General features: G+C 56.2%; 10 protein-coding genes and 4 pseudogenes. 12 read left to right on the plus strand and 2 right to left on the minus strand.

Features of this window, described 5'->3' with window-relative positions; genetic code table 11:
* Positions 1 to 89 precede the first annotated feature (89 nt).
* Together OMP40_RS43075 and OMP40_RS10355 are read right to left on the minus strand one after the other, a co-directional pair.
* Positions 90 to 3,381: pseudogene (locus OMP40_RS43075) on the minus strand (DEAD/DEAH box helicase).
* A gap of 151 nt (positions 3,382 to 3,532) precedes the next feature.
* Positions 3,533 to 3,835 carry a hypothetical protein gene (locus tag OMP40_RS10355; RefSeq protein WP_277531154.1) on the minus strand — a complete coding sequence of 101 codons (303 nt, stop codon included), beginning with the start codon at positions 3,833 to 3,835 and terminating at the stop codon, positions 3,533 to 3,535.
* Positions 3,836 to 4,187: 352 nt separating this feature from the next.
* On the opposite strand from OMP40_RS10355, the gene OMP40_RS39985 reads away from it, so the two are divergent.
* From OMP40_RS39985 to OMP40_RS10410, 12 genes and pseudogenes are all read left to right on the plus strand, one after another.
* Positions 4,188 to 4,598, plus strand: coding sequence for a hypothetical protein (locus OMP40_RS39985; RefSeq protein WP_338131090.1), 411 nt, complete (start codon positions 4,188 to 4,190; stop codon positions 4,596 to 4,598).
* Positions 4,531 to 5,931 (plus strand): LTA synthase family protein, encoded by a 1,401-nt coding sequence (locus tag OMP40_RS10360; RefSeq protein WP_338131091.1) that lies wholly within the window; start codon positions 4,531 to 4,533, stop codon positions 5,929 to 5,931. The genes OMP40_RS39985 and OMP40_RS10360 overlap by 68 nt, the downstream gene beginning before the upstream one ends.
* Before the next feature lie 25 nt (positions 5,932 to 5,956).
* Positions 5,957 to 6,628 (plus strand): phosphatase PAP2 family protein, encoded by a 672-nt coding sequence (locus tag OMP40_RS10365; RefSeq protein ID WP_277531156.1) that lies wholly within the window; start codon positions 5,957 to 5,959, stop codon positions 6,626 to 6,628.
* An 87-nt stretch (positions 6,629 to 6,715) separates the two neighbouring features.
* Positions 6,716 to 8,083, plus strand: a complete 1,368-nt coding sequence (locus tag OMP40_RS10370; RefSeq protein WP_277531158.1) for a sensor histidine kinase — start codon at positions 6,716 to 6,718, stop codon at positions 8,081 to 8,083.
* 40 nt (positions 8,084 to 8,123) lie between these two features.
* Positions 8,124 to 8,438, plus strand: coding sequence for a sensor histidine kinase (locus OMP40_RS10375; RefSeq protein WP_277531160.1), 315 nt, complete (start codon positions 8,124 to 8,126; stop codon positions 8,436 to 8,438).
* Between the two features lie 19 nt (positions 8,439 to 8,457).
* A complete protein-coding gene (locus tag OMP40_RS10380; RefSeq protein WP_277531161.1) occupies positions 8,458 to 9,762 on the plus strand; it encodes a response regulator in 1,305 nt (434 codons plus the stop codon).
* 113 nt (positions 9,763 to 9,875) lie between these two features.
* On the plus strand, positions 9,876 to 11,243 hold the full coding sequence (locus OMP40_RS10385) for an extracellular solute-binding protein (RefSeq protein WP_277531162.1): 1,368 nt from the start codon (positions 9,876 to 9,878) through the stop codon (positions 11,241 to 11,243).
* Positions 11,221 to 11,598, plus strand: a complete 378-nt coding sequence (locus OMP40_RS10390; RefSeq protein ID WP_277531163.1) for a type 2 periplasmic-binding domain-containing protein — start codon at positions 11,221 to 11,223, stop codon at positions 11,596 to 11,598. The genes OMP40_RS10385 and OMP40_RS10390 overlap by 23 nt, the downstream gene beginning before the upstream one ends.
* An 82-nt stretch (positions 11,599 to 11,680) precedes the next feature.
* A pseudogene (locus OMP40_RS10395) lies at positions 11,681 to 12,602 on the plus strand (ABC transporter permease).
* Between the two features lie 13 nt (positions 12,603 to 12,615).
* Positions 12,616 to 13,507, plus strand: a pseudogene (locus tag OMP40_RS10400) (carbohydrate ABC transporter permease).
* Between the two features lie 119 nt (positions 13,508 to 13,626).
* Positions 13,627 to 14,667, plus strand: a complete 1,041-nt coding sequence (locus tag OMP40_RS10405; protein ID WP_277531165.1) for a glycosyltransferase WbsX family protein — start codon at positions 13,627 to 13,629, stop codon at positions 14,665 to 14,667.
* Positions 14,668 to 14,699: 32 nt separating this feature from the next.
* Positions 14,700 to 16,452: pseudogene (locus OMP40_RS10410) on the plus strand (glycoside hydrolase family 2 protein); the annotation flags it as partial.
* Positions 16,453 to 16,553 lie beyond the last annotated feature (101 nt).

A 16,553-nucleotide genomic window follows, 5' to 3' on the forward strand; every position in this document is an offset into this window, starting at 1 on the left:
GTACTACGTCGGTATGACCGACGAATATTTCATGAATTTTATACCCCGAACTTTTAATTTGCAATCAATACGGGACAACAAATATTGGATTAAATATTGAGCAGCTCGCGAATCTCGTCCTCGGTCATGGCGGAGAGGCTCTCTTCGCCCGGCTGGATGACCTCGGCGATGAGGTCGCGCTTGCGCTGCTGCAGCTCGACCATCTTTTCCTCGATCGTGCCTTCGGCGACGAGTTTGATGACCTGCACGACGTTTTTCTGCCCGATCCGGTGCGCCCGGTCCGCGGCCTGCTGCTCGACCGCCGGGTTCCACCAGAGGTCGTAAAGGATGACCGTGTCGGCGCCGGTCAGATTAAGGCCCGTGCCGCCGGCGCGCAGCGAGATCAGGAAGATGTCGTTTTCGCCTTCGTTGAACCGGGTGCACAGCTCCAGCCGTTCCGCCGCCGGCGTCTGGCCGTCCAGATAGAAGTAGGGCACCCCGCGCAGCGACAGCTCCTCGCGAATGATGGCGAGCATGGACGTGAACTGGGAAAACAGCAGGATCCGCTTCCCCGCGTCCAGCGCGTCTCCGACGATCTCGAGCAGCTGGTCGAGCTTGCCGGAGCTGCCTTCGTAGCCTTCGACGAACAGCGCCGGGTGGCAGCACAGCTGGCGGAGTCGCGTGAGCCCGGCCAGAATGCGCATCCGGCTCTTCTGGAAGCCGTCGTGCTCAAGCTGCTGCAGCGTCTCGGTCTGGAGCCTCGAGAGATAGGCGACGTACAGCTTCTTCTGATCGTCGGTCAGCTCCGAATGCTGCAGCGTCTCGATCTTGTCGGGCAGCTCCTTCAGCACGTCGCGCTTCATCCGGCGCAGCAGGAAGGGCCGCACGCGCTTCGCGACGAGCTCGCGGGAGAGCGCGGCGAACTCCCGCCGGCTGCCGAACAGCTCGGGGAAGACGGCGTCGTACAGCGACCACAGCTCGTCGAGCGAGTTCTCGATCGGCGTGCCGGTGAGCGCGAAGCGAATGCCCGCCTGGATGCGTCCCACGGCCTGCGCGGTCTGGGTCGCATGGTTTTTGATCGCCTGGGCTTCGTCCAGGAAGAGACAGTAAAACTTGAGCGCCCCGTACAGCTCCATATCGCGGCGCAGCAGCGGGTAGGAGGTGATCACGACGTCGGCGTCCTCCATCCCGGTAAGCGTGTCCAGGCGCTCCTGCTTGTCGCCGGCGGCCATCCGGACGCGAAGATCGGGCGCGAAGCGGGACAGCTCGTGCTTCCAGTTGAAGATGAGCGAAGCTGGCGACACGATGAGCGCGGGACGGCCGGAGGCGCGAATTTCCCCCCACGACAGCTGCGATGAAGGAAATGGCCTGAAGCGTCTTGCCGAGGCCCATGTCGTCCGCGAGCACGCCGCCGAACCGGTAGTGCGCGAGCGTGCGCATCCATTGATAGCCATACTTCTGATAGTCGCGGAGCGTGGCGGTCAGGCCTTCGGGAATCGGAAAATCGAGATTGTCGGGATTGCGCATGTTGTCGAGCAGCTCGCGCAGCGCACGCGTGAGCCTGACGCTGCCGCCGCGAACGTCCGCGTCCATGAGCGGCAGGCCGCGCACGGCCGCCAGATCGAGCCGGGCGCCCTTGATCTCGGATTTGCGGATGCCCATCTCGTCCATCAGCCGGGAGATCTCGGCATAGCTGCCGTCCTCGAGCGACAGCAGGCCGCCGCCGGACAGGCGGTAATAGGGCTTCTTTTCGACCAGGTTGCGCAAGATGTCGCGGATCTCCTCGTCGTCGATGCCCTCGACGTCGAAGCGCACCTCGAGCCAGGAGGCATGCGCGTCGTAGTCGATCGTCATGCGCGGCGCGGGGGGGCAAGTCCTGGAGAAGCCGCCGCATCGGCGCTGTCGCGCTCACCTGGACGAGCCGCTCCAGCTCGGGCAGCAGCCGGTACTGGAAGCGGTAGATGAGCTCCTCTTCCTCAAGATACAGCTCGCTGCCGTTGTACTTGAACGAGGCGCGCTCGATCAAGGCCATGATCCGCTGCTCGGCGTCGACGTCGCGAACGAGGATGGCGTCGCTGTCGATGGCATCGCGGCGCAGCGGGCTGTCCGCCTGCAGCGCGTTGATCTCTTTGTCGCCGTAACGGTAGGTGAGCCGGGCGAGCAGCCTGCCGTTCAGCCAGTCGAGGTCGAGCCGTGCCGCGAGCGGCGGGCTGACGATCCGGTCCGCGATCGGCTGCGCGATGTCGACCCGTCCGATTCGCTTGAGGGGAAGGGACGACGCGGTCGAGGAACGATTCCATCTGCGCGGGCGCGATCAACGCTTGCTTGGACGGTTTGTAGGCGAACATCCGCTTGAGCTCCTCCAGCCGCCGGATCGTAGCGTCGCCCGTGCGGTGAAGCGTTCCGTCAGCGAGCACGAAACCGTAGTTTTCGAGAATGACGACCTTCTCGAGGCCCCGGATGTCGAGCCGGTAGCCTTCGAGATCCTCGGCGCTGTCCAGCTCGAAAACGAGGGGGGAGCGGGTCATCGGTGACGACGACGGCTTCGGCGGTGCGCATGCCGTACTCGAAAAGAACGTTCGCGCGCGCGAACAGCGGCAGCAGGTCCTCCCAGGCGAGCGGCGGCAGGATGAGCAGCCGCTCCATCGCGAAGGCCGAGCCGCCCGGAGCCGCGCGGAAGGCGTCGCGATAGGCGGCCTCGCTGCGGGAGACGACGATGAGCTTGTCGACGATCGCGCGATCCTCCGGCTTGAAGGCGTGGACGGCGGGATCGTAGACGAAGTGCTTGGCGAACGCGTACGACTGCCCGAGCTCGATCCGTTCGAGAAACTCCTTGAGCCTGGGCACGACGTACAGCCGCTTCGGTCCGACCTTCATCTCGATCGCGAGCAGCGGCGAGCGGGTATTTTCGGTCACCGACTTGCAGATGAATTCGACGTCGAGCGGGACGATCTCCCCGGCTTCGGTCCCGACCTCTTCGCTCGCGTCGGTCGCCCCGACGGAGCCGTCGAACAGCGAGATGAGACCTTTGGTGAAAAGAAGGTCGCGGGTCGGGATCAGCGCTTCCCGTCTGGCCGCGGGCATCGCGGGCAGCTCACGTTCCGCCGGCTCGGGCGCCCGCTCTTCGTGGAGGTGGATGAGCGCCGCCGCGATATGCTCGCAGTAATATTGCGAGTGCGCGGCCGAGCAATCGCACCTGGCGTCGACGATGCCGGAATCGCCGAGATCGATGCGCACGCTTCTGCGCCCTTCGGCGCCCCACACGTACGCGTCGTACCGGCGTTCGTCCTTCTGCTCGTCGGCGGCCATCGCCTTGCCCGCCTTATCCAGCTTCATGCCGCGCTCGTAAGCGGTTTGCCCGCACAGCAGCTTGATCTGCTGGAGGGACGGATGATGAATCATGCGTAAGCTTCCTTCCCCGCGTCTGCGCGCGCGAATGGTAATATTTCATTATACCACAGGCCCGAACGCTTTTAGACGGACCGCCTGCCGCGGACAAAATCAAAAAGCCCTTCGCGCCCGGTTCGGACGGAGGGCTTCAGCGTTCGCTGAATCAGGCTTTTTCCCTGAGACCCACGATATGAACGAGCTGCGGCGTCGAGACGACCTTGATGACATGATGCGTCTTGTCGTATTCGACGCTGCCCGAGCCCGCGCTCGCCGACTTCTCCGCGCCTAGCACGTAGAAGAGGTCGTCGGCCAGCGTGCGGATGCACACGTCCTTTTCCGCCTGGGTCAGCTCCGCCCAATCCTGCGCCTCCATCTCGAACGTATCGTAGCAGTCCGGGATGGTCGCCAATGCCTCGGACAGCTCATCCAGAATCTCGTCGTACGGTCTCGTATATCGAATGGCCACGCTCGCTCACTTCCTTTCGTATGTCCACATTATAGCTTATTTTTCCCGTGCGCGAAGCGTGCGGCAGGCCCGAATCCGGCATCGGCTGGCAATTGCATGCATCGCTTTATTTGAAGGCGGCAAAGGACTATAATGATGAAGTTGATTGGGGCTGCGTATACTTGCAATTTACATTCGGCCGGCGTTTTTTGGCGTACGGGATAGATTAAACAGAGGGATGGTCTTGCGTTTATGATGGCATGGCAGCGAGTACGGTTTTGGCTCACGAAGCCGTTTGTGTTGTTCTCCCTCTTGATGATTCTGAAAATGTACCTGGCGGGGTACGTCATTTTCGAGGGATGGCGTCTGTGGCTTGCCGCTCGCGACGGGCCTGCCGTCCGTATGGGTCGTCTTCTGCCTGATCGAGCTGCTCGCGCCCAGGCGCAAGCTCGGCTTGTATTTAACGGCGAACGGCGTTTTGACGTCGGTCTATTTTGCCGTGATTATGTATTATAAATATTTCGGCGTCATCGTCACCTACCATGCGCTGCAGCAGGTGAACCAGGTCACGGAGGTCAAGGGGGAGCGTTTTCTCGCTGCTGCATCCTTACTTCTTGCTTATCTACACCGATTTCGTCGTACTGCTGCTCCTGCTGTGTCTGAGCAAGCCGTTCTGCGCCTGGGGACGCGGACTCAAGATCCGCGAACGGCGCAGCGTGCTGTCCGTCATCGGCGTGCTGTCGCTGGCCGCTTGCATCTTTACCGTCTGGCCGTACCGGCATAGCATGAACGAGGTCGTGCAGGCGGAGAAAATGGGCATCGTCAACTACGAGGTCTACGCCGCGTTCGCGCCTTCCAAGGACCGGCCCGTCGACGTCTCCGGCATCACGCAGGCGCAGATCGACCAGCTTAAAGGCTATACGCCGCCGCCCGGCACGCCGCTCTATTGGGGCAAGGCCAGCGGCAAAAACGTGCTCGTCGTCCAGATGGAGGCGCTGCAGAACTTCCTGATCGGCAAGTCCGTGGACGGTCAGGTCGTCACGCCCAACCTGAATGCGCTCGTCGGCGACAGCCTTTACTTCGACCGATTCTACCAGCAGGTCGGGCAGGGCAACACGGCGGACGCGGAGTTCGTCGTGAACACGTCGATGTTCGTGCCGAGCCATGGCGCGGCTTCGCAGGAGTACGCGGGCAAGGAGCTGCCGGGCATGCCCCGCTTGTTCGGCTCTAACGGGTACGACACCGCGACGTTCCATACGAACGACGCCGTGTTCTGGAACCGCACGGAGCTGTATCCGGCGCTAGGCTGGCAGACGTATTACGATAAAAAGCTGTTCGGCGACGAGGATACGGTCATGTTCGGCGCTTCCGACGAAGTGCTGTACGCCAAGTCCGCGGAAAAGCTGGCGGAGATGGCGGCGGGCGGCAAACCTTTCTACGCGCAGCTGATCTCCATGTCCGGCCACCATCCGTACAAGATTCCGTCGCGCAAGTACAAGATGGAGCTGCCGGACCGCTTCAAGGGCACGCTGGTCGGCGATTATATCCGCGCGCAGAATTACGCGGACTTCGCCCTCGGCGGGCTGATCGCCGATCTGAAGGCGCGCGGGCTGTGGGACGACACGACGGTCGTGCTGTACGGCGATCATCAGGGTCTGCCGATCTACTCGCTCACTTCCGGCGAGAAGAAGCTCATGAAGGAGCTGCTCGGCCGGGACTACGCGTTGACCGACATGCTCAATATCCCGCTGCTGATCAAGCTCCCCGCAGGAGCGGCAGAGCACCGTACGATCGGCACGCTCGGCGGTCAATCGGATATTTTTCCGACGATCGCGAATCTGGCCGGCCTGTCGATGTCCGATCATCTTCATTTTGGCCAAGATTTGCTCAATTCAACCGGCAATCTGCTGCCGGAGCGCTATTATTTGCCGACGGGCTCCTATATCGACGACAGCGGCATGTTCATCTCCGGAACGGGCTTCGAGGACGGGCGCACGCTCGGCTTCAAGGACGGCGGAGAGACGCCTGGCGGCGACAGCCGCGCGAACTACGACAATGCGATGAAGCTGCTCAGCATGTCCGACGGGTACGTGCGTTCCCTGCCGGAGCGCAAGTAGCGGATCGGGGGGAGGGGGAACGAATTTGAATAGAAATATAAAGGCGTACGCCAAGCGATTCGCACCGCTGCTTGCGATGCTGGTTTTCCCGGTACTCGGGATGATGTATGCGGCGGTGAATCGGGTGGACGGGCGCGTGTGGAATCTCGTGACGCCGCTCGACCGCGCCGTTCCTTTTATCAAGTGGTTTGCGCTGCCGTATTCGGTGTGGATCGTGTTCATCTATGTATGCTTGCTGTACTTCTTCGTCAAGGACGTGCGGACGTTCTACCGCGGGGTCATTACGTACACGTTGTGCGCGCTCCTTTGTTATTTGGTTTACAGCGTTTTTCAAACGACCGTGCCGCGGCCGCAACTAAGCGGCAGCGACCCGTTCACGCGGCTGGTGGCCTACATTTATAACCGTGATCAACCTTTTAACTGCTTTCCGAGCATCCATTGCTTCTCCAGCTATATGGTCTTCCGCATCCTCGCCGGCAGCAGCTTCAAGACTCGACGCAGCCTGACGCTGGTCGGCATCGGCTCCGGGCTGATCATCCTGTCGACGCAGTTCATCAAGCAGCACGTCGTGCTGGACCTGGCCGCCGCGATCATGCTCGTCGAGCTGGCGCTGCCGGTGGTCGTGCTGGCCGAGCGCTGGTTCGCCGGCGAATTGTCCGTCTCAAGGCGCTCCAAGAGCACGACGCTCAGCTCTTAAGCGTACGCTGCGGCATGAGGTTATAAAAAAAGCTGCATTTCCGCATGACGGCGGTTATGCAGCTTTTTGCGCGAAGGAGGAGAGACCTTGAAGCTATTCGGCTTTTGGCGAAGATCTATATTTATGCGGCTTGTCCTTACTTTTCTGATCATCATGGCGCCGCTGTACGGGATCGGCATCGGCATGTACAATTGGGGCGTCAGCGCGATTAAACGGGAGATTCTCAATTCTAAAGCGGCGCAGATGACCTACTATATGGACAAGCTCGAGCAAGAGACGCAGCGGTTGAAGTTCGTACAGTCCGAGACGTTGTACAACGACGATATCAACCGACTGGCCAATAGCGTTCAGTATATGGACAATTACGAGCGCGGTTATTATTTGAACAATTTGCAGCAGAGGCTGAGCGCGATTAAGAACGGCAGCAATTACATCGAAAACGTCGTTGCTTATATTCCCTCCATAGGGCGGACGATCCCGGCGGAAGGCAGCATAGGGGAATTGCGGGATTCGGATTTGGGCCGAATGATATGGTCCGACAATTCGACGCCTTCCCAGCTCATTTATAACGAAGGGCAACTGGTGCTTAACGCATTTTTTCCTCCGAACGCCGTGAAGAAGAGCCTTAAGCCGCTGTATGCCGTGCAGATCAAGCTGTCCGTGCCTCAGCTCAAGGAATCCTTGCGTCAATTCAATCTCAACGCGGATAGCGGTTCGTTTCTTATGGATGCCAGCAAGCAGTTATCGATTTCAGGCAACGAAGCGACGCCGACCCAGGAACGTATCCGCTCCCTGGTGGGCCATTCCGACAACGGCAAAGGCTCGATCGCCATGAATCAGGAGCGCTATCTTTATATTTACCGGACTTCGTCGTATCTGGGACTTACACTCGTCAGCTATATTCCGGAAAGCGCTCTGTTTGCCGGGCTGGGGAAATACAAATTCACGTTCGGGCTTTTGTCCATGGCCGTCGTATTGATCATTATCGTTTTCTCGCTGGCGATTCTTCGTTTTATCAGGATGCCGCTGCATACGCTGATCAGAGGGTTTAGGCGCCTTGAAAAGGGAGAGATGGACTTTACGATCGGCCATCGATACGAAGATGAATTCGGCGTTCTCTACGACAGATTCAATTCGATGCTCGGACGATTGCGATCGCTGATCGACCAGAATTACAAGCAGACCATCATGGTGCAGCGAGCGGAGCTGAAGCAGCTTCAAGCCCAAATCAACCCGCATTTTCTATATAACAGCTTTTTTATCCTGTACACGATGACCCGAAGAGGCGAATACGAGCAATTAATGAAATTTCAACTTCAGCTAGGGGGAGTATTTTCAATTCGTAACCCGCAATGCTTCGGACGAGGTGACGCTGGCGCAGGAAGTCGTCCATGCACGGACCTACTGCGACATACAGGCGATGCGCTTCTCCAATCGAATCAGGGTGGAATTTGACGAACTTCCGCCGGTCTATCGGAACATAGCGGTGCCAAGATTGATTTTACAGCCGGTTCTTGAGAACGCTTTCGAGCATGGTCTGGAGGATCTTGAAGAGAACGGTCTGCTTAGCGTCAGATTCCTTCCGGAAAAGGACGGATTGCTCATTGAAGTGGCGAACAACGGAGCGCCTATGACCGACGAGACGCTTCGTCAGTTCCAATTCGATATCCAATCCAACGAGGCGGCGGAAGTCACGGGCTTGATCAACATACACCGGCGTATCAGGCTGCTGATGGGCAACGAGAGCGGGCTAAGCGTTGCAAGCGGCGCGTTCGGCGTCATCGTCTCCATTCGGTTGGCTACCATCTGAATCGACAGGGGGGATCCTCATGTATACGTTGCTGATCGTCGATGACGAGCCGATCATCGTGGACGGCTTGTACGAAGAGTTCAAAGAGCTGGGCAAATGGGAAATGGATGTGCATCGCGCTTATTCCGGCAAGGGAGCGCTTGAATTATTGGGCCGAATGAAAGTCGACCTTATCATTTCGGACATTCGAATGCCCGGCATGGACGGGATCGGATTGCTTCATCATGTTAAAAGCAGTTGGCCATCCTGTCGCGTGATCTTCTTAACCGGCTACAAGGAGTTCGACTATGCGCACCGCGCCATGGAGTACGGCGCAGCCCGATATATTCTGAAGACGGAAGGGTACGACAAGATCATCGAAGCCGTGGAGCAGACGATCGCGGAGATAGAGCAATCGCTTCGGGCAGAGGCGCTGATCGCCGAAGCGGAACAGAAGCTTCACGTGCTCAACGAGAGGATGCTGCATGACTTGCTGACAGCCGCATTGTGCGGAGAGACGGAGGCGGGACCCGAATTTGCCGAAGAGCTGTCGAGGCTCGGCATGCCTCTCGACCCGTTTAAGCCGGTGTGGATGACCGTTTGTCGTTTTGACCAGCCATTCCCGTCCGTCCCGTCGGGATATCGAGACAGGAAGGCTTCCGAAGAGACGATCCGACTTATCGCAGCGCAATTTTTTGCGCCGCTGGTGGAGGGCGTCATGACCGCTTCGGATTCAAATCTGATGGTATGGCTTCTGCAGGCCAAGAATGCCGGCGGAGGCGACAGCGGCGCATGGTCCGGCCACCGGGAAGCGCAAATCGGACTGTTCATCCGAGAGACCCTCGAAACGATCCAAAGGGCGGCAAAGGAAACGATCGGACGAACGGTTTCGTTTGCGGTCCGCACCGAGACTTTGGAATGGGAGCGGATGGCGGAAGCTTATCAATCGCTCGCCCTTCTTATGGATCACCGATTGGGCGCAGATACGGAGATGCTTCGTACCGACAAGCAGGACACCCGGTCGCAGGATATCGTCGCCAAAGTTCAAGCGTACGTCGAATCCCATCTCCATGAGGATATTTCTCTTGTGAGGCTTGCGGATCTCGTTCAGTTCAATCCCACGTATCTATCCCGCTTTTTCAAACAACAAGCCGGACTCAACCTGTCCGAGTTCATCCAGAGCGTACGCCTGGACCGGGCCAGGCTGCTGCTGGCCGATCCCGACAACCGCATCAACGACATCGCTAATTCGCTCGGATATGGCTCCGCTTCAAACTTCGCTCGTTCCTTCAAGAAGCTGACGGGCTTGGCCCCGCAAGAATACAGAGATCTCCTTCGCAGGTAAACAACTGAATGGGCGGAGTAAAGAGATGAGGATAGGAAAGCGCTTTATTCCTCACTATAATTAACCTTACAGAAGGCCTCTGTTAATCTTGTGATCGACAAAGGGGAGTTCGCATGAAAGACGCAAAACGGAATAGAATCGTCGTTGCCTTGTCCATGACAGCGCTATTGCTGGCTTTGACTGCTTGCAGCGGAAACGACGGCAACTCGGCAGCTAGCGGAGCGGGTTCGACGGGCTCGGAGAGCGCTGCCTCTACAGGCTCGGGAGACGCAGGCGCCGCCGCCGATCCGCTCGGCAAGTACGAGCAGCCCGTCACGGTATCTACCATCATGGGTATAAACGACATTGCACAGAAAGCGATTTCAATCAAAAACTCCGTTCTTACCGATAACATTTGGACGCGCGGATACGAGAGCGAGCTTGGCATCAAAATCAAATACCTGTGGTCGGTTCCCGGCGCGCAAATGGAGCAGAAGCTCAATGTGGCGATCTCTTCGAACGATCTGCCGGACATCATCCCGGTGAACTCGAGACAGTTCAAGCTGCTGGTCGATTCCGGCGTGGCGCTGGACATCACCGAGCTGTTCGATCAATACGCTTCGGACTTCACGAAGAAAATGATGGACGAAGACAACCATGTCGGGCTGGATCAGGCGACGGTCAACGGCAAGCTGATGGGTCTTCCCTCCATCAATGGCTCGATTGACGGCGCGCATATGATCTGGCTGCGCGCCGATTGGTTGAAAAATCTGAATCTCCAGGCGCCCAAGACGATGGAGGACGTATTCAAAATCGCGGAAGCGTTCACGAAAAACGATCCGGATCAGAATGGCAAAAACGATACGACCGGTTTGGCGTTAACCAAAGATTTGATCGGGACCGGGCTTGCCGATCTCGACGGCTTCTTTGAGGGCTATCACGCATATGTGAACGGATGGGTGGACGACGGCTCCGGCCAATTGGTCTATGGCGCCGTTCAGCCGCAAATGAAAACCGCATTGGCAAAACTGGCGGACATGTACAAGAGCGGATATATCGACAATGAATTTTCGGTCAAGGACGGGGCGAAGGTCGCGGAATCGCTCATAGCCGGCAAAGTCGGCATGATGTTCGGTCAGCACTGGGTGCCGTTCTACCCGCTCCAGGATGCCAAAAATAAAGATCCGAAAGCAGATTGGCAAGCCTATCCGATCGTCTCCGCCGATGAACAACCGGCTAAGCCGCTCATTAACGGATCGGCAACGACCTATTACGTCATTAACAAAAACATGGCGCATCCGGAAGCGGCCATCAAGCTGTACAACTACTATTACAAAAAAAGACCCTGCCATCAGCCCGGACTTCGATCCGGCCTTCCATGGCGTGAACGGCGAGCAGGACACCAAGCCGGATCAATTGTTCCAGCTATCTCCGATGATCAGCTTCTATCCGAAGCAAAACTTATTTATCCATCAGAATGTGAAGAAGTTCTTTACGGATAACGATCAGTCGGCAAAGGACAATTATTGGGTCAAGGACAATGTCGAGCAAATACAGAAGTACCAGGCGGGAGACAACAAGCTGTGGAGCGCTTATTCATGGTCCGGTCCGGACCATAGCGCATTCAGCGTCATCGATTATTACGATACGAACAAGTTGTTCCAGCAGAACGGCTATATCAAAGCGGATACGGAATCGATGACGCAGAAGGGGGCCACGCTTAACCAGATGCGGAGCGAGACGTTCACGAAGATCATCATGGGGGCGGCGCCGATCGACGAGTTCGATCGCTTCACGGAGAAGTGGAGGAAGCTGGGCGGAGACGACATCACCAAAGAAGTGAACGCGAACAAATAAGAAAACGGCCGAGGCGAGCGCGTGTCCCGCATGCGCTCCCTCTCCTTTCATACGATCCAGAAACCGTAAGGAAGTGAACGGCATGAACGGTTCAAAAGGACTCTCCATCGTTAAAAAACTTCGAAATCAGTACCCCATGCATCTGATGCTGCTGCCTTGTATCGTACTTGTGGCCGTGTTCTCCTACTATCCGATGATCGGTATCGTTATCGCCTTTCAAAACTACAACCCCACTAAAGGTTTTTTTCAGTCGAAATTCGTCGGGCTGGATAACTTTGAATACGTATTTGCCATGCCGGATACCTTGCAGGTGGTATGGAATACGGTATTCATCGCCTTTATGAAAATCGTGCTCGGCTTGATCGTACCGGTCGCATTCGCGATTTTGCTGGATTTGCTGCGTCGCCAACGCATTAAGCGCGTCGTCCAGACGATCATCTATATTCCGCACTTCTTGTCCTGGGTGATCCTATCCGGCATATTGATCGATATTTTGTCGCCAAGCACCGGTATCGTAAATGCCATCCTTAAAAGCGTAGGCTTGAATCCCGTGTTTTTTTTTGTCGAATGAAACCGCATTTCCTTACGTGCTTGTTATTTCGGATGTGTGGAAGGAATTCGGCTACGGCACGATTATTTACTTGGCAGCCATCACGTCCATTAATCCCGCGCTATACGAAGCGGCGACGATGGACGGCGCCAACCGATGGCGTCAAGTGTTCCATATCACGATTCCGGGCATCATGCCGATTATCGTGCTTATGGCGACGCTTAGCCTGGGCAACGTTTTGAACGCCGGGTTCGAGCAAGTGTTCAATTTATATAGTCCTGTCGTCTACCGCACAGGCGATATTCTCGACACGTTTGTGTATCGAATCGGACTTCAGAACAGCCAATACGGCGTAGCGACCGCCGTTGGGTTATTCAAATCGGTCGTGTCGTTCATTTTTATAGCCGTCGGATACAGGCTTGCCGTGAAATACGCAGGCTACCGCGTATTTTGAGGAGGCATGGTCAATGAATCTCGGAGCAGCCAAAGGCAATTGGTTCGATGCGATCAACTACGTCGTCCTCATTGCGATCTCGCTCTTGTGCATTTTTCCGATCGTACACGTACTGGCGATCTCCTTTAGCTCGAGCACGGCGGCCTCTTCGGGGGGAGGTCGGCATTTGGCCGGTCGGTTTTAATCTCTACTCCTACCAATATGCGCTTGCCAAGCCCCAGTTTCTGGATGCCTTCCTTCGTACATTGGAGCGTGTCGGACTGGGCCTCGGGATCAATATGCTGCTTACCGTCCTTGCCGCCTATCCGCTCTCCAAAGAAAAAGGGGAGCTGATGGGGCGGAACGCTTTTTCCTGGTATTTTTTCATTACGATCATATTCAGCGGCGGTTTGATTCCCTGGTATATGACGATCAAGCAGACGGGGCTGATCGATTCGCTCTGGGCGCTTGTGCTGCCCGGTGCCCTTCCGGTATTCAATGTCATTATTTTACTAAACTTTTTTCGTCAGCTGCCCAAGGAAATCAGCGAATCGGCCTGGATGGACGGCGCCGGACATTGGACGATCCTATGGAAGGTATACTTGCCGCTGTCGACCCCGGCGATCGCGACGCTTGTGCTGTTCACATGCGTAGGCCACTGGAATTCCTGGTTTGACGGGTTGATTCTGATGTCCTCTCCCGAGCATTATCCGTTGCAGACCTACTTGCAGACGATCATCGTCAACCGGGATATGTCCTTATTTACGACGGCTTCCCAAGAGGAGCTGAAGCAGCTGTCGCAAATATCCGACCGTACGCTCAAGTCCGCGCAGATCTTTATTGCCGCAGCGCCCATATTGGTCGTTTATCCGTTTTTACAACGTTATTTTATGAAAGGCATCGTGCTCGGAAGCGTCAAGGGGTAGTTCCCGGGGCGTATCGTATATACGGACGGCAGGAGGGCTTCTGATGAAGAGCAGAAATAACTATGATGTGGCCGCGTATGTGTGGCCGGCTTATACGGGGGGACGAACCCCGAACCCGGATGTTTTGGCCGGAAGGAATCGGCGAGTGGCAGTCCGTCAAAAATGCGGTGAAGAAATTTCCCGAACACAATTGGCCGAGGAAGCCGCTATGGGGATATGTCAACGAAGCGGATCCCTACGTGATGGAGATGCAAATTAACGCAGCGGCGGACCACGGCGTCAACGTATTTATATACGACTGGTACTGGTACGACAAGCGGCCTTTTCTGGAGCAGTGTTTAAACGACGGATACTTAAAGGCGCGAAATAACGACAGGGTTAAATTTTATCTGATGTGGGCCAATCACGATGTCAATCATACTTGGGATATCCGGCTTTCTAATATGGAGGATACGGTCATTTGGAATGCCGCGGTGGATCGGTCCGAGTTCGAGCGAATCGCCGACCGATTGATCGCCGAATACTTCAAGCACCCTTCCTACTACACCATCGACGGCAAGCCGGTATTCATGATTTACGATCTGGCTAATTTGATGAAAGGCCTGGGAGGAGCGGACGCAACCAAAGAAGCGCTGGAATGGTTCCGCGGCAGGGCGGTCGAGGAAGGGCTTCCGGGACTGCATCTTCAATTGACCCTGTGGAGCGAATTGAATTACAACCTTAGCGGCGTCGACGGCGGCAAGGAGGCCACGACAAGCGAGCTGGCCGCACTGCTCGGGTTTGACAGCTTGTCACACTATCAGTTCGTGCATTTTACCGATATCGATAGAGACTACGACGAGATTATGGAGGATGTCGTCCGGGAATGGGAGCGCATCGACCGAACCTATGACATTCCCTATTTCCCGCATATTTCAATCGGCTGGGACAACAATCCGAGATTTCAAACGTTTCGTCCCGGCATCGTGAGGAAGAACACGCCGGAGAGCGTGCAAAAAGCGCTTCAACGAGCCAAGCGATATATCGACGAGCATCCGGGTCAATATCCGTTGATGACCATCAACAGCTGGAACGAATGGACGGAGACTAGTTATCTTCAACCCGACGACCTGTACGGTTACGGCTATCTTGAGGCAGTCAAGCATACCTTCGCCAAATAAAGGGACATCCTACGCAAAGGAACGATGATTACATGGGTTTAAAAAGTTACAGGAAAGATTATCCCAGGCCGCAATTCGTTCGGGAAGACTGGCAGAACTTGAACGGGGAGTGGGACTTTCGCTTTGACGACGACAATGTCGGAGAGCGGGAGCGATGGTTCGAGTCCTTTTCAGGAGAGCTGAAAATCCAGGTGCCGTTCGTATACGAAACGAAAGCAAGCGGTATCGGGGAAGCTGAACTGCATCCGAATATTTGGTACAAACGGAACTTTGTCGTTCCGGACGAGTTTCGCGGCAAGCGCGTCATTTTGCATTTTCAAGCGGCGGATTACGTGGCAAAGGTATGGCTTAACGGCCAGTTCGTCGGTCGCCATGAAGGCGGCTATACCGCTTTTTCCTTCGACGTGACGCCACACCTGAATGACGGGGATGGCGAGCATCTTCTTGTCGTAAAGGTGGAAGACAGCCACGATTGCACGCAACCCAGAGGGAAGCAACGCTGGAGGGACAGCAACTTTCTCTGCTGGTACGTACAGACGACGGGCATCTGGCAGACGGTATGGTTGGAGTACGTCAATCCGCAGCATCTGAAGGCGGTGAAAATAACGCCCGAGCTGGATACGAACGCCGTTCGCTTCGACTATCAGGTAGCGGATGCAGCCGCGCACGGCGATCTCCATTTGACCGCGAAGATCAGCATGGACGGGGGAGGCGATAAAGGAAATAAAACTGGCGGTAGACCGCACGCAATTGTCGGCCAGCGTCGAATTGATCTGCGATGCGCTTGAATGGAGGGTAGAGACCTGGAGTCCGGAAAATCCGAAGCTCTACGAAGTGGAATTCATTTTGAGCAAATCGAATATCGTCGTGGACGTGGTTCACTCGTACTTCGGACTTCGCAAGGTGTCGATTCAAAAGGGCACGGTGCTTCTGAACAACGCGCCGATCTATCAGCGGTTGATTCTGGATCAGGGCTATTGGCCGGAAAGTCACCTGACGCCGCCCTCCGAGGAAGCGATCATCGAGGATATCGACAAAATCTTGGCGATGGGCTACAACGGCGTGAGAAAGCATCAGAAGATCGAGGACCCGCGGTTTCTGTATTGGTGCGATGTCAAAGGGGTGCTGGTATGGTCCGAGATGGCCGCCGCCTATGAATTCAACGATCGCGCGATAGACAGATTCACCAGGGAATGGATGGATATCGTCCGGCAGCAGTACAATCATCCATGCATCGTGACCTGGGTTCCTTTTAACGAATCGTGGGGAATCGCTCAAGTAGGCGTCGACCGGAAGCAGCAGCAATTTACGGAAGCGATCTATTACTTGACCAAGACGATCGATCCCTATCGGCCTGTCGTCGTAAACGACGGATGGGAGCACACGGTCTCGGATATTATAACTTTGCACGATTACGAAGAGTCGGGCGAACTGTTCCGCAAGCGCTACGCCGGCAAAGAAAACAAAGAAGCGATCACGAGCAACGAAATATCGCATTGGAATCGGAAGTATGCGATGGCGCAGGGATACGAATATCGAGGCCAGCCGATTATCGTCAGCGAGTATGGCGGGATCGCCTTCAAGACCGAAGAGGGCTGGGGCTACGGCAACCAGGTCGATTCCGAGGAGGCTTTCTTAGAGCGGTTTTATCATATCACCAAAGCTATCCAGGATACGGAATATATTTGCGGCTATTGTTACACGCAGGTGACTGACGTTCAGCAGGAGGTCAACGGTTTATTGACTGAGACGAGGGAGCCCAAGGTCCCGCTTGATCGAATCAAAAAAAGTGAATTTGGGCGAATAGGCGAAGGGAGCGGGTTGCCGAGGCAACCTGCTCCCTTTTTTTGCGGGCGGGGTCGTGCCCCGGTCGCGACTCGGAGGTT

Origin of the sequence: Cohnella rhizosphaerae (assembly GCF_029525575.1) — a bacterium.
GTDB lineage: Bacteria > Bacillota > Bacilli > Paenibacillales > Paenibacillaceae > Cohnella > Cohnella rhizosphaerae.

Excerpts from the sequence above, each read along its gene's own strand:
- OMP40_RS10380 (WP_277531161.1), top strand. The coding sequence starts at position 8,458 with ATGTATACGTTGCTGATCGTCGATGACGAGCCGATCATCGTGGACGGC.
- OMP40_RS10385 (WP_277531162.1), top strand. The coding sequence starts at position 9,876 with ATGAAAGACGCAAAACGGAATAGAATCGTCGTTGCCTTGTCCATGACA.
- OMP40_RS10405 (WP_277531165.1), top strand. The coding sequence starts at position 13,627 with ATGTTTTGGCCGGAAGGAATCGGCGAGTGGCAGTCCGTCAAAAATGCG.